The organism is Streptococcus sp. 9.1(2021) (assembly GCF_030466425.1).
Taxonomy (GTDB): domain Bacteria; phylum Bacillota; class Bacilli; order Lactobacillales; family Streptococcaceae; genus Streptococcus; species Streptococcus wuxiensis.
Genome location: NZ_JAGQFU010000001.1, coordinates 1,129,435 through 1,143,436 on the forward strand (window position 1 = coordinate 1,129,435; position 14,002 = coordinate 1,143,436).

At 38.9% G+C, this 14,002-nt stretch carries 16 protein-coding genes; 2 read left to right on the forward strand and 14 right to left on the reverse strand.

The window, feature by feature from the left end; genetic code table 11:
- Positions 1-38: 38 nt before the first annotated feature.
- Positions 39-779 carry an RNA methyltransferase gene (locus KBU52_RS05475; RefSeq protein WP_036752228.1) on the reverse strand — a complete coding sequence of 247 codons (741 nt, stop codon included), beginning with the start codon at positions 777-779 and terminating at the stop codon, positions 39-41.
- A 33-nt stretch (positions 780-812) separates the two neighbouring features.
- Here KBU52_RS05475 and KBU52_RS05480 point away from each other — a divergent pair, with 33 nt between their 5' ends.
- Together KBU52_RS05480 and yidC are read left to right on the forward strand one after the other, a co-directional pair.
- A complete protein-coding gene (locus tag KBU52_RS05480) occupies positions 813-1,091 on the forward strand; it encodes an acylphosphatase (protein WP_049502928.1) in 279 nt (92 codons plus the stop codon).
- Positions 1,092-1,168: 77 nt separating this feature from the next.
- A complete protein-coding gene (gene yidC / locus KBU52_RS05485) occupies positions 1,169-2,095 on the forward strand; it encodes a membrane protein insertase YidC (protein ID WP_254724579.1) in 927 nt (308 codons plus the stop codon).
- 141 nt (positions 2,096-2,236) lie between these two features.
- On the opposite strand, the gene KBU52_RS05490 is transcribed toward yidC, so the two are convergent.
- From KBU52_RS05490 to rsgA, 13 genes are all read right to left on the reverse strand, one after another.
- Positions 2,237-3,328: a sensor histidine kinase KdpD gene (locus KBU52_RS05490; RefSeq protein ID WP_254724580.1), complete on the reverse strand. Its 1,092-nt coding sequence runs from the start codon at positions 3,326-3,328 to the stop codon at positions 2,237-2,239.
- Complete coding sequence (locus tag KBU52_RS05495; protein ID WP_014713377.1) at positions 3,298-3,984, reverse strand: response regulator transcription factor; 687 nt, start codon at positions 3,982-3,984, stop codon at positions 3,298-3,300. The genes KBU52_RS05490 and KBU52_RS05495 overlap by 31 nt, the downstream gene beginning before the upstream one ends.
- Positions 3,985-4,046: 62 nt before the next feature.
- On the reverse strand, positions 4,047-4,766 hold the full coding sequence (locus tag KBU52_RS05500) for an ABC transporter permease (RefSeq protein WP_138261582.1): 720 nt from the start codon (positions 4,764-4,766) through the stop codon (positions 4,047-4,049).
- A 1-nt stretch (position 4,767) separates the two neighbouring features.
- The gene (locus tag KBU52_RS05505; protein WP_014713379.1) at positions 4,768-5,553 is read right to left on the reverse strand and encodes an ABC transporter permease; all 786 of its coding nucleotides are present in this window, start codon (positions 5,551-5,553) and stop codon (positions 4,768-4,770) included.
- Position 5,554: 1 nt separating this feature from the next.
- On the reverse strand, positions 5,555-6,265 hold the full coding sequence (locus tag KBU52_RS05510; protein ID WP_254724581.1) for an ABC transporter ATP-binding protein: 711 nt from the start codon (positions 6,263-6,265) through the stop codon (positions 5,555-5,557).
- Positions 6,266-6,463: 198 nt separating this feature from the next.
- Positions 6,464-7,258 (reverse strand): pyruvate formate-lyase-activating protein, encoded by a 795-nt coding sequence (gene pflA, locus KBU52_RS05515; protein WP_004251620.1) that lies wholly within the window; start codon positions 7,256-7,258, stop codon positions 6,464-6,466.
- Between the two features lie 132 nt (positions 7,259-7,390).
- Positions 7,391-8,644 (reverse strand): diaminopimelate decarboxylase, encoded by a 1,254-nt coding sequence (locus KBU52_RS05520; RefSeq protein ID WP_254724582.1) that lies wholly within the window; start codon positions 8,642-8,644, stop codon positions 7,391-7,393.
- Positions 8,645-8,716: 72 nt separating this feature from the next.
- Positions 8,717-9,541, reverse strand: coding sequence for a pur operon repressor (gene purR, locus KBU52_RS05525; protein ID WP_254724583.1), 825 nt, complete (start codon positions 9,539-9,541; stop codon positions 8,717-8,719).
- Between the two features lie 101 nt (positions 9,542-9,642).
- Positions 9,643-10,584, reverse strand: a complete 942-nt coding sequence (locus tag KBU52_RS05530) for a 3'-5' exoribonuclease YhaM family protein (protein ID WP_254724584.1) — start codon at positions 10,582-10,584, stop codon at positions 9,643-9,645.
- Entirely contained in the window at positions 10,574-11,830 is a 1,257-nt protein-coding gene (gene rmuC, locus KBU52_RS05535) for a DNA recombination protein RmuC (protein ID WP_254724585.1), read from the reverse strand. Before rmuC ends, KBU52_RS05530 begins: the two co-directional genes overlap by 11 nt.
- A 1-nt stretch (position 11,831) precedes the next feature.
- Positions 11,832-12,494 carry a thiamine diphosphokinase gene (locus KBU52_RS05540; RefSeq protein ID WP_225750747.1) on the reverse strand — a complete coding sequence of 221 codons (663 nt, stop codon included), beginning with the start codon at positions 12,492-12,494 and terminating at the stop codon, positions 11,832-11,834.
- Entirely contained in the window at positions 12,457-13,113 is a 657-nt protein-coding gene (gene rpe, locus KBU52_RS05545) for a ribulose-phosphate 3-epimerase (RefSeq protein ID WP_254724586.1), read from the reverse strand. Before rpe ends, KBU52_RS05540 begins: the two co-directional genes overlap by 38 nt.
- Positions 13,114-13,123: 10 nt before the next feature.
- Positions 13,124-14,002: a ribosome small subunit-dependent GTPase A gene (rsgA, locus tag KBU52_RS05550; RefSeq protein ID WP_178895663.1), complete on the reverse strand. Its 879-nt coding sequence runs from the start codon at positions 14,000-14,002 to the stop codon at positions 13,124-13,126.

The following is a 14,002-nucleotide window of genomic DNA, read 5'->3' on the forward strand; positions in this document are numbered from 1 at the left end:
TGAAATCTTTTTACTTATTATAACAAAAATAAAACAATTTAACTCAAATAAAACATGAGTATGCCTGCAGCAATGGCAACGTTGAGACTTTCCGCTTGCCCTTTCATGGTAATATGAACCAGTTGATCTGCCTGATTTGTCATGAATGGACTAATGCCTTGACCTTCATTTCCCATAACCAAGACGAAATCTGCTAGCTGAGCAAGCTCACGATAATCTTTAGAGTTTTGGGACAAAGTAGTTGCCAGAATTGGTAAATTGCCCTTTTTAGCCTCTTCAACAAAAGTTTCAATAGGCATCCGATAAATCGGTAAATGAAAATGACTGCCCTGCATGGATCGAAGAGTCTTCAAGCTATAAATATCTGCTGACTTGCTTGAAACAACGACTCCCGAAAAACCTGCCGCATCTGCCGTTCGGATCATTGTGCCAACATTTCCAGGATCCTGCACGTCTTCCAAGAAAAGATATTTCCCTTGGCTCAAATCCGGCAACTGCTCTTCTTCCTTTTGAACAATGGCTACAATGCCCTGAGGAGTTTGTGAATCTGCTAAATCAAGCAAGATTTCTTCGGCCACAAAGACAGTCTGAGGGTAGTCCGTTAATTTTTCACCATACTCTGAAAGGGCAAATATTTTCTCAATCTTTGCACCAGCCTGAACAGCCTCTTCAAACAAATGCCATCCTTCAATTAAATAAGAAGATTTTCGATATTTTTTTTGATGCAATTTCTTGGCATTTTTTACCACAGAATTGGCTTTAGAGGTTATAATAGTCATAGGAGTATTATAACACAATCAAGGAGGTTTGGTATGCAAAAGGTCAAAATGATCGCACAGGGTCGAGTTCAAGGCGTTGGTTTCCGCTGGGGCGTCTACACCCTTGCCCTCGAACTAGGTGGAATCACTGGTCGTGTCTGGAACAATGATGACGGAACCGTTGAAATTCTTGCCCAAGCAGAGTCTTCAGCTATCATGGCTAAGTTCATCCAAGAAATCCGAAAAGGACCTACTCCCTTCTCAAAAGTAACCTACCTAGATGTGCAAATGAGCAACTTCCCATCCTATTCAGATTTCAAAGTAGCAAATTAGGTCTCTAGAACTATTGTATATTTTCAAAAAAAAAAGTAGAATAGAAAGGTATAATTTTTAAAGAAGGAATAAAAACAGTGAAATCAATTAAACGAATCGCCCTCTCTATCATGGGAGTGGCTATGCTATTAGTCTTGACAGGCTGTGTCCAGGTTGATAAAGCAACTGGACAACCAACAGGATTTATTTGGAATACAATTGGAGCACCTATGGCTGAAGCTATCAAGTACTTTGCTACTGATAAAGGGCTAGGCTTCGGGGTCGCTATTATTATCGTAACCATTATCGTCCGCTTGATTATTTTGCCACTTGGTATCTACCAATCATGGAAGGCAACGCTTCATTCTGAAAAGATGAACGCCCTCAAGCATGTTCTTGAGCCACATCAAACTCGTCTGAAAGAAGCAACGACTCAAGAAGAAAAACTTGAAGCCCAACAAGCTCTCTTTGCTGCTCAAAAAGAGCACGGTATCAGCATGTTTGGCGGAGTAGGATGTTTCCCTCTCCTCATCCAAATGCCTTTCTTCTCAGCGATCTACTTTGCAGCTCAACATACAGAAGGTGTTTCTGAAGCTAGCTTCTTAGGAATCGCACTTGGTTCTCCAAGTTGGATTCTTATCGCCTGTGCAGGTGTTCTCTACTACGTCCAATCGCTCCTTTCACTACACGGAGTTGAAGACGAGACTCAAAGAGAACAACTTAAGAAGATGATTTACATGAGTCCAATGATGATTGTCATGTTCTCAATTTTCTCACCAGCCAGCGTTACGCTTTACTGGGTTGTCGGTGGTTTCATGATGATCCTTCAACAATTCATCGTCAACTACATCATTCGTCCAAAACTTCGTAAAAAAGTACGTGAAGAATATGCCAAGAACCCACCACAAGCAAGCAAAACTTCAGCTACTCGTAAAGATGTAACTCCTGAATCAGCAGCAGTTATCCCAACTTCTAATAAAAAGAAAAACAAAAAACGCAATTCTGGAAAACAACATTCTAGATAAAGCTACGTGTGCTATCCAATAATTAAAAAAACGAATGAATGACAATTAGTTTTCATGAACTAGGTATCATTCATTCGTTTTTATTATCTACTTTCACATCTTAATTTATTTAAATCCTATGACAACAAATTAGTAAGTAAATCACTTTGATTTAATACAATTAAGAGCCATTAAAACTTCTGCTCCCTCGTCTCTATTTCTAAGCTCAACTCGGCCTTTGTGCAGTTTTGCAACTCTACATACAAAACTAAGTCCAATACCAAAATGTTGCTCTTTAACCGTTCTAGCTTTATCCATACGATAAAAGAGCTTCCCAAAATTAGTTAAAACTTCATCTGGAAATTCAGAGCCATTATTCCATATCCCTATTTTCAATTCCTTCCCCTCTTGCTCTACCCTAATTTTAATTTTAGGATTCTGTTTATCTGCATACTCCAAAGCATTTGTTAAAATATTTTGTATTGCACGAATCAGAAGAGATGGATTTATATAATAACCTTCAGTTCCTTTCAAATTTTGTTCAAAAGAAAACTTCATCTGATTTTTTATCAAAAAAGAGACTTCTTTCTCTAATTCATTGATAAAATCTGAAGAAGAATACTCCGTCCAACCTGTCTCATCATCATAGTAAGTTTTAGAATAATGAATCAACTGATTAAAATAATCAAGCAAGCGTTGACTAGCATGAACTATATCCGCTAAACATTCTTTAGACTGCTCATCTTTAGTGGAAATGTGCAAAAATTCTGCATTCCCTTTGATGATAGTTAGAGGTGTCTTTAAATCATGAGAAGCTGCTGAAACCTGAAACATCAAATCTTCTTTCTGTTGCTTCTCATCATCTAATAGCTGTCGAATACGATTTTGCATCACAATAATGCGATTACCAGTCTCACGAAACTCCTTAACCGTTAATCTTTCTGTACATTCGCTTTCAAGCCACATACTATTTTCATAAATCAAATTCATTTCATAACTTAGTTTTTTCAACAATTTACCAATGTGATAACTTATTAGAATAATCAATAAAACACAAATATATATCCATGATGACACATTGAAAAAAATTGATTGAACATCATTATTTTTAAGAGGCTTCCCATCTTCATTTATTTGTATAGATACTGAAGCTAAGGGAATAAGATAGGCCATTAGTAAGCCAAGACTAAACTGCCAAATAATTCTCCAGCAGGTTTCTCGAATTAATTGTCTAAAACTTTTGATTCTACCCATTGATATCCTCCACCGTACAAGGTTTTAATTGGATTTAATTGATAAGGTTTCAGCTTTTGACGAATTTGATAAATGTACTCTGAAACCGAACGTAAAAGAGCTTCTGAACTTTGTGGATATAAATAATTATAGATTTCCTCTATAGAATATATTTTACTTGGGTTACTTGCTAAAAGATTCACTATATCAAATTCCCTCCTTGTCAAGGCAATCTTATCTTCGTTTACAAATAGTTCCTTACTATCCGTATATAGTATAAGCTTCCCAATCTTTATTTGATGAACATTTCCTTTAGTCCGTTCTTCACGACGTAAGTGCATTTTAACACGTGCTAAAAGCTCTGGCATACTAAAGGGCTTGATAATATAATCATCAGCTCCTGCATTGATCCCAGCCACCAAATCTTCATCCATATCCTTAGCAGTTATAAAACAGATAGGAACAGATATCTGCTCGCGAATCATCTGACAGACTTCTAAACCACTAACAGGCATCATAATATCTAATAAAATCAAGTCAAATCCTGTAAAATCACAAAGATCAATCTCTTCTATGTTATTTCGTATGACTACTTCATACTTTTCATACTCTAGTACCTTTTTTATTAGGCGAAGAATAGCAAGATCATCATCTACCACTAAAATTTTATAAGCCATAACTCACGCTCCTAAATTATATTATATCATTAACTGAGAAAAAGACAGGATAGCCCCTGTCTTTAGCGTATATTTCTTCCTATAAGTATCAGTGTAGCTAATAGAAAAACAATTAATAACCATACTATTTGTATCCCCAGACCTTGCCAAACTGGGTAATAAAGTGATAAAGGATGGATATAGTAACAGTTCATACTAGCTAGTAATGGTAAATTTCTAAAAAAAGAACTGAATTGTAGTAGCATTTGTCCCAAGCCCAATAAAAGAGATAAACTTATTCCCAAAATTAAGGTAAAAGATCGGAAAATAAATACAAAAATACCACTTAAAAGAGAGAAGGTTAAAATAGAAATACAAACTGGAAATAGGATTGTTAGAACATTTTTAATATTGCTCAAAAGATTGATATTGTAGTATCCTTGGGCAATTAGTATACATACTGATATTAAAGCTAGCAATAATACAATTTCCACACATAACACAATAGCTAGTTTACATATTATAAATTTTAAACGATTTGGACATGTAATAAAACTTGTACGAAGGCTAGAACCTGTAAATTCTTGACCTATAAATAGTATAGCTAGACTAATAAAACCTGCCTGTCCTAAATAGAGACTTTGCAGTAGCTGTTCCAAAACAAAGTGTAGGGTCAACTGATCTGGTTTACTATTTAAAAAAATAACCATCGGCGGAACACAAAGTAATAGAGCACCTATAATCAACCAATGCCAAGGATTCATAATAAACTTGAGATACTCACTTTTAAATTGCTCTTTCAACTCATTCCCCTCCTCCAACATCTGACTTAAGTAACCGGTAAATTGCCAAAACCAAGAATGACAAATTCCAACATAGTAAAAGCAAAATATTTTGTAAACTATTCTGTTCTAACATTTGAGGAGATGTAGCAATAAGTCCATAGCTCAATGAAACTGGAAGAAATTTCGCAATTGATATATGATCGGCTAAGAATGTTCCTAAATTGTAGACTTGAGGAAGCAAAAACAATAGGGGAACAAGGGCTTTTTTAAATGTTAAAGCCAGAATATAGGCTAAAAGCCCCAACAACGTCCAAGCTATACTGTCCAAAAACATATAGAACCAAACTGTCCCATTTAGTGAAAAAAGTAATAAACCATCTTGTCCTAAAACATAATGTGTCATGTTAATCGTCAGAAATATTGATAGGAAGGAAATGACAAAAGAAAATACCAGCCAAACTAATGTTTTTGAAACTAGGAAAGTACTTCTACTCGTATTAGAGAGGAGGCTTGTGCGAATAACAGAGCCTTTATACTCTTCTGCTCCGTAGATTGATCCTAAGATAATCATAAAAAAAACGCCAACTAAAGTAACATCAAAACCTAAAAATTCAATAGGGGGAATAGCTTCTACTAACTCTGGGGTTGTCTCTGGGGTAGCATGGATACCAACTGAAACAATTTGAGATGCACCAATATTTGCTAAAAACGTTTGAAATACTAGTATCAAGAATAGTACAATATGAGTAGCTCTCTTATAAAGTAATTTCAATATTTCAGAATGAAGAGAGTAAATAAGTGCCATGTCACTTTCCTCCCTCTGTTAATCTAAAGAAGACTTCCTCCAGTGAAGAAAGATTTTTCATCACTTCTTGTAAAGTCCCTTTTATAAGAACTTTGCCTTTATTTATGATGACCACATCATCTGTTACTGCTTCCACTTCCGATAATATATGAGATGATAGCAAGACTGTCTTCCCTTCTTGAGCTTGTTTTTTTATAAACTCTCTAAACCACCGAATTCCTCTTGGATCCAACCCATTTGTCGGTTCATCCAATATCAGATACTGAGGATCCCCTAATAGAGCTGTTGCAATTCCCAAGCGTTGTCCTTCTCCTAATGATAATTTTCCTATTTTAGATTTTTTCTTATGACTAATATCCACCATATCCAAGACTTGCTCAATTCGCTGGCTGGATATTCCATTACTAGCAGCAACAATTTTCAAATGTTGATAAACAGTCCGATCATCAGGAGCTCCGACACTGTCAAATGAAGCTCCTACAGTCTTTAGAGGAAATTTTAATTCCTTATAAGTTTGATCTCCAATTTTGGTAAGACCAGATGTTGCTTTGTCTAATCCTAATAAGATACGTAAGGTTGAACTTTTACCAGCTCCATTTGGGCCAAGGAAAGCAGTCACTTTACCTGCTTTTGCTTCAAAAGAAATATCTTTTAAAATTTGAGTTTGACCATATGACTTACATAGATTTTTAATGGTAATGCTTTGTTCCATAGATGTCTCCTGTTCAATTTTTTGTTTTATCGTTTTAAACAAGTATATATTAACCGATAATTTTCGGATTTTTTTCAGAATTTTAAATCTTTATAAAATCTGTATTGTCATATAAATCATAAAAATTTTGTTTAATTTAATCTTATTTGTATTTATTTGTGTAAACTTAAAAGCCCGATGTTCCCATCAGGCTTCTTTTTATCCATGTACACGTTTCATGTAATCTTGATAACTTTCTGTATCCATCAATTCCTTAGCGTTCTTCACACGATCTGCTGTTGGAGGTTTAACCCCTTCAAGCGAATAAGGAATTCCAAGTTCACGCCATTTGAATTCTCCCATAGTGTGGTAGGGTAGGATTTCAAACTTATCAACGTTTTTAAGAGTTTTTACGAACTTCCCAAGTTCAATCAAATCTTCATCACGGTCTGTCAATCCAGGCACAAGAACGTGACGAATCCAAACAGGTTTCCCAATATCTGACAAGTACTGAGCACATGCCAAGATATTTTTATTGGTTTGACTGGTTACAATCTTGTGTTGTGCTTCGTTGATTTCCTTGATATCAAGAAGAACCAAGTCTGTCACGGCCATTAACTTGTTGAATTTTTCTAGATAGCGTGGTTTATTACGGAATGGAAGGGCACAAGTATCCAAGGTACAGTGGATTCCTTTTTCTTTTGCCTTGGTAAAGAGGGCAATCAAGAAATCAATCTGCAAGAGAGCTTCTCCTCCACTGACTGTGATACCTCCCTTGTCTCCCCAGAAACCACGATAACGAAGCGCTTCTTCTAGAACATCATCTACTGTTCGTACACGAGATTTATTGGTTTCCATCGCCCATGTGTCAGGGTTATGGCAATATTGGCAACGCATCTGACAGCCCTGCAAAAAGACAATGAAACGAATTCCGGGACCATCTACCGCCCCAAAACTCTCTGTCGAATGTACCATTCCTGTCACTTGTCCGTAGTCTATTGTTTCTTCTGACATCACGTCACCTTCCTTGAAACCGTTTTATAGCTTTATTATATCATGCCTGAAAAGAAAAACCACAGATTTTGTCTATTTTTTAGAAAACAAACTGTTTTTCACTTTCAACTTTCATGATTTTCAAAAAATCTTCTAATCCTTGTCAAAGTCAAACCCATAGAGAGTCGCAAAATAGTCCTCAGGTCGCTCTGCTCTACGGATTAGTCGAGCACCACCATCCTCCGTGTAGAGAATCTCTGCTGAACGAAGTTTAGCATTGTACTGGTATCCCATAGAGAACCCATGGGCACCTGTATCATGAATGACTAACAAATCACCAATTTCTGTTTGAGGCAGCTCACGATTTACTGCAAACTTATCGTTGTTTTCACAAAGAGAACCAACAACATCAACTACTTCAGCCTGACCGTCAGGATTCATCATATTGGTGATGTGGTGATAAGCTCCATACATAGCCGGTCTCATAAGATTGACAGCTGATGCATCTACTCCGAGATAAGTACGGTAGGTTTTCTTTTTATGGGTTACTTTAGTCACTAGAATTCCATGAGACGCTAACATAAAGCGTCCTAGTTCTGTAAAAATCTTAACTTTACCAAGACCTGCTGGCGTAAGAACTTCTTCATAAACCTGATGAACACCCTCACCAATTAAAGCAATATCATTTGGCTCCTGGTCCGGACGATAGTTGACCCCGATTCCTCCAGAAAGATTGATGAAGTCCAGCGAAATACCTAACTTTTCCTTGATTTCTACAGCCAGTTCAAAGAGCTGGCGTGCCAATTCTGGGTAATAGAGATGAGTAACAGTATTGGAAGCTAGGAAGGAATGAATCCCAAAAGTTTTTGCTCCCTTTTCTTTCAAGATAGCAAAGGCTTCAAAGAGCTGTTCCTTAGTCATCCCGAACTTAGCTTCACCAGGATTATCCATAATATCCGTTCCTAATTCAAATACTCCACCAGGATTGTAACGGCAAGAGATAATCTCAGGGATCCCTGCAGCGCGCTCTAAATGGTCGATATCTTCAAAGGCATCCAAGTTGATAGTCGCCCCTAATTCACGGGCATAAGCGTACTCTTGGTCTGGTGTATTGTTAGATGAAAACATCATCTCCGCCCCTGTAAACCCAAGCTTATGACTCATTAAGAGTTCTACATAACTAGAACAATCCACTCCACATCCTTCTTCTTGCAAAATCTTCAAGATAGCTGGAGTTGGGGTTGCCTTAACTGCGAAGTATTCTTTAAAGCCTTTATTCCAAGAGAAGGCTTTGTTTACTGCGCGTGCTTTCTTGCGAATACCTTTTTCATCGTAGAGATGGAATGGAGTTGGAAACTCTTCAACAATCTTTTCTAAGTCTTCACGTTTGATAAATGGTGCTTTCATAAGACTCCTTTATATTCATTATCAAAGAAAGGCTGGGACGAAAGTTCCAACCTTTAAGCATCTTATTCTCTCTTATTTTTCTATTTCGAAGATGTTCCCAACTTCAACTTCAATTTGTTGGTTCTTCACATCAATATTGGTAACTTTTAAGAGTGATTTGTAGTCAAACTGCTGTTCACGATCTTCCTGCGCATTATCAGCAAAGACAGCTACACCAGCCAACTCAGAATCAAACTCTGTTAAAAGGCTAATCATCCCGTTAATCGTTCCTCCGCCTTTCAAGAAGTCATCAACAATCAAGACACGGCTTCCTGCCTTAAGGCTACGTTTTGAAAGGAACATTTTTTCAATACGGTCGCTAGAACCTGAGACATAGTTAACACTCACAGTTGAACCTTCTGTGATTTTCAAGTCACGACGGACAATGACAAAAGGTACGTTGAGAACATTTGCTACTGCATTTGCAAGCGGAACCCCTTTGGTCGCTACCGTCATAACAGCATCAATCTTTTGGTCCATAAAGCTCTTAGCAATAATACGGCCGATATTTTTCAAAATAGCTGGAGTGCTAAGGAGATCAGACAAATAAATGTAGCCTCCTGGCAGAATACGGTCGCTCTCTGAAAGTTTATCGCGAAGTTCTTGGATGATTGTTTTGGACTCAAGGGTAGAAATAGATGGTGTAAAAATAACTCCTCCACCAGCACCTGTCACCGTTTGAATATGGCCGATTTCAATTTCTTCAAAGGCGCGCTTAATAATGACAATATCTTCTGAAATAGAAGATTTGGCAGATTCATACTTTTCCGCAAAGGTATTGAGACTGGTTAATTTGTATGGATTGTTAATCAAATAATTGGAAATAACAACCATCCGATCACTTCTTCTTAATTTCATTAGTTATTCACCATTCTTTTTAATTAGTCTTTTTCTCATTATATCACAATAAAGCAAAAAAACGAACTTTATTGTCTAAATAAAGCTCATTTTTTTAGTTTCTAGTCTAATTTTGGCTTGTAGAAGGAACGATTGTCCATAGCAAAGACTTTATTGGTCATTTCACCCTCATCAACAAGAGCCAGAGCTGTTGACATCATCATCATACTCGCATCCAAATTATCAATCATATGAATAATTTCAGCTTCCATCACACGAGGACGAACAGGACTACCATACTCGAGTAATCCATGGTGGCTGAGAATCACATGGCGCAGAAGCACCACTTCTTCTCGAGTATCATCAATGCCAAGTTCCATAACCGCTTTGGTAATTTCACTATCAATCAAAGCAATATGACCAATAAGGTTTCCTCTTACTGTGTACTCTGTCTGGTCGGGACCTGTTAACTCAATAACTTTGGCCAGATCGTGCAACATAATCCCCGCGTAGAGCAAACTCTTATTGAGCTGAGGATAAATATCTGCAATCGCTTCTGCCAAACGAACCATAGTAGCAGTATGGTAAGCAAGACCTGTCTCAAAAGCATGATGGTTGGTCTTAGCAGCTGGATAGGAGTAGAATTCCTTGTCATATTTGGTGTAGAGATTCCGAACAATTCGCTGCCAAATTGGATTTTCAATTTTAAAAATCATCTGCGCCATATACTCACGAATCTCTTTGGCATCTACTGGAGATTTAACCTTAAAGTCCGCTGGGTCGTTGGGTTCGCCAGGCTGAGGTAAGCGAAGGGTGATCTGATTAACCTGAGGGGTGTTATTATAAACTTCTCGGCGTCCCTGCATGTGGACTACTTTCCCTGCTGTAAAGGTTTCAACATTGTGGGGTTGAGCATCCCAGAGCTTCCCTTCGATTTCTCCACTATCATCTTGGAAGGTGAAGGCTAGGTAGTTTTTCCCAGCACGTGTCTGTCTCAGGTCAGCTGACTTGATCAGGTAAAAGCCTTCAAAAAGCTCATCTTTCTTCATGTGACTAATCTTCATATTCTTCCTCATCTTCTTGGAATTGGAGCAAATCAAGCGCAGGCTCACCTTCTGATAACTCAATGTGACGAAGCGTTCGCTCGATAGCTGAAGTACGTCGGTTTAACAATTCATCAATATTACCAGTGGCATGTTGGAGGTGTTTTTGCGCTTTAACCAGAATACCACCAAACTTGCCAAATTCGGTTTTGACGTTAGCTAGAGTTTGGCTAATATGGTCAGCACTCTTTTGGATATTCAGAGTCTTGAAGCCAACAGATAGGGAATTGAGAAGTGCTGACAAGGTACTTGGTCCCGCAACAATAATCTGCTCATCCCGTCTCAAACCATCAAAGAAAATCGGATTTCTAACGATTTCTGAGTACAGACCTTCTGTCGGGACAAACAAGACTCCAAAATTGGTCGTCCTTGGCGGTGCTATGTACTTGTTCTTGATATCTTTGGCAAAACGCTTAACGCTTGTTTGGAGTGATTTGCGACAATTTTCGATTTCATCCTTATCACCTGCTTCATAGGCTTCTTCTAGACGGTAATAATCTGCCAGTGGAAACTTAGAATCAATCGGTAGATAAACATATTCCTGGTCACCTTGCCCAGGCAACTTGATGGCGTACTCGACTCGCTCACTCGAATTTTCAACCGTTGCAAATTCTCGTTCATACTGAACAGGCGTCATGATATCTTCGATAATCTGCCCCAGTTGTAATTCTCCTAGAATTCCTCGAGTTTTAGTTCCAGAAAGAACTTTATTTAGCGCACCAACATCACGCGCCACCGTCTGCATTTCTCCAAGGCCGCGATTGACAGATTCCAATTGCTTGGAAACTGTCTCGAAAGACGCTTGCAAGCGTGTCTGCAAGGTCTTTTCTAACTTTTCCTCGACCGTTTGGCGCATCTGCTCTAAACGTTGCTCATTTGATTCCTGCAAGGCCTGTAGCCTTTGGTCAGTCTTATCTCTGGTTTGGAGGAGGTTTTCATTCATCTCCTGTCGAACCTGGGTCAGACCTTGGTGCAATTCGATTCGCACCTCCTGCAAACGGTCACTGACAGCCACTTCAAGATTTTTTTGGTCAAGCTGACTAGACTGTCTGGCTTGCTCAAATCGATAATCTAACTGATCTGAAAGATTATCTACCTGGTCTTCTAAACTCTTGGTCAGATATTTCTCCTGCCTATCCTGCCTTTGCCAAATGAGAGAGAGGCCGGCTAGGTTAGCTATTAATAACAGTAGTAATATAATCTCCATCCTATCTCCTGTCCTTGCTATGCAGTACAACCACATAGCCATCTGGGCAAGTCACCGAAACTTCCCTATCTATATATTCGTTAGAAGCATAAACTTTCTTAAAGAAAAAATTCTCCTCAGTTAGTTCATACTTGGCTCCGATAATAGTCAACTGACTATCCCTCACAGGCATAAAAGCAAGGTAATCATAGTCCGAACGTGGTTCTAGCTGACTGGTTCCTTCTGGACAATAGCTAATCAAGTTTTGCCCATCCTCAATCTCTATCTGACGCATATAGGGCGCCAATTTAGGATTGCTAGGCAGAAAGACATTAGCCAACATATGGTCAATGCGACCACCTAGGGCACCAAAAATAGTCACCCGAGCTTGAGGATTCTTTTCAAAAATCGTTAAAAGTGCTAGTTCCAGATCGGTATCATCTTTTTCTGGCTGGGCTTGAACAAAATGCTGGGCACGTTTTTGAATCAACTGACGTTCTTCTACAGTCACAGAATCAAAATCCCCAACGGCTAAAGCAAGAGGAAGTTTTTCCTCCAGTACCCAAAGTGAGCCTCGATCCACACCGACAAAGCAGTCAAAATCTGTCCGATAGTGACCGCGGTCTCCGCCTGCAAAAACTGCAACTTTAGTCCAGTTGTTTTCTGAGAGCTTGCACTCGTTCATTGACATCTCCCTTAAAGACATAGGACCCTGCTACAAAGACTGTTGCACCAGCTTCTTTGGCTTGAGCAATAGTTTTATCATCAATCCCACCATCAACTTCGATTTCAAAGTTCAAGCCCTTCTCCTCACGAAGTGCCACTAACTCACGAATCTTATCCATGGTTTCAGGCAGAAAAGCTTGCCCACCAAATCCAGGGTTAACGGTCATGACTAATACTTGGTCAACCAAATGAAGCACATGTTTAATCGCCTCAACAGGTGTTCCAGGGTTAATGACAACAGAAGGCTTCACTCCCAAAGATCGAATTTTTTGAAGGGCCCCATGGATATGAGGTGTTGCTTCTGCATGGATGCTGATGATGTCTGCACCTGCACGCGCAAAGTCTTCTAAATGATGTTCGGGATTTGATACCATCAAATGGCAATCAAAGACCATCTTGCTATGAGGACGAAGACTTTCGACCACACCTGCACCAAAACTGATTTGGGGTACAAAGTGACCATCCATGATATCGATGTGGGCATATTCAGCCCCAGTTGCTTCTAAGCGTTTGATTTCACGTTCAAAGTTGGCATAATCCGCTGCCAGAATTGACGGAGCAATCTTGTATTGAGACATAGGTTTCTCCTTATTTTGGAATTTTTTTGCTGACTTTTTTATAGGTTTCTCTACGATTTTCAATCTCACTGAGGAATTGCAGGTAGTTGTCAAAACGGAAGGTAGCAATGATGCCCTCTTCTACTGCTGGTTTTACAGCGCAAGATGGCTCATGGGTATGGGTACAAGTGCGGAATTTACAATCACGACTGACACTAGCAATCTCTGGAAAAGCCTGATTCAGATCTTCTGCTGTTGTTACTTCGTAATCCAGCGATGAAAAACCTGGTGTGTCTGCGATTTTCCCACCATTGAGATTGTAAAAACTAACCGCTCGAGTAGTGTGACGACCACGACCCAGACTGTCTGAGATTTCTCCCGTTTCTAGATTGAGATCAGGTGCGATTTTATTGAGCAAAGTTGACTTTCCAACACCCGTCTGCCCCATGAAGACCGTAATCTTGCCTGTCAACAAGGGTAAAAGTTCTTCTTTACTCGTCACAAAATCGTAACCAATAGCACGATAGGTTTTCTCGTAGAAATCCAGTTCTCTCCTATCCTCTAGTAAGTCCATTTTGGAAATATAGACGATAGGATGAATGCCCTTGTGCTCCAAAAGAACCAAGAACCGATCCAATAAGTTGCTATTAAAGTCAGGCTCTTTGACCGACATGATCACCACAGCTTGGTCAATATTGACAATCGGTGGACGAACCAGACTATTTTTTCGTTCGTGAATCTTGAGAATATAACCTTCGGAATTTTCCTCCGCAGAAAAATCTACCCAATCTCCAACATAGGGCGTATGACCCTTTTTACGAAAATTTCCACGCGCGCGTGTTTGATAAACCTGACCATCACTCTCCACATAGTAGAATCCGGCCAAAGCTTTAATGATTTGTCCCTGCAT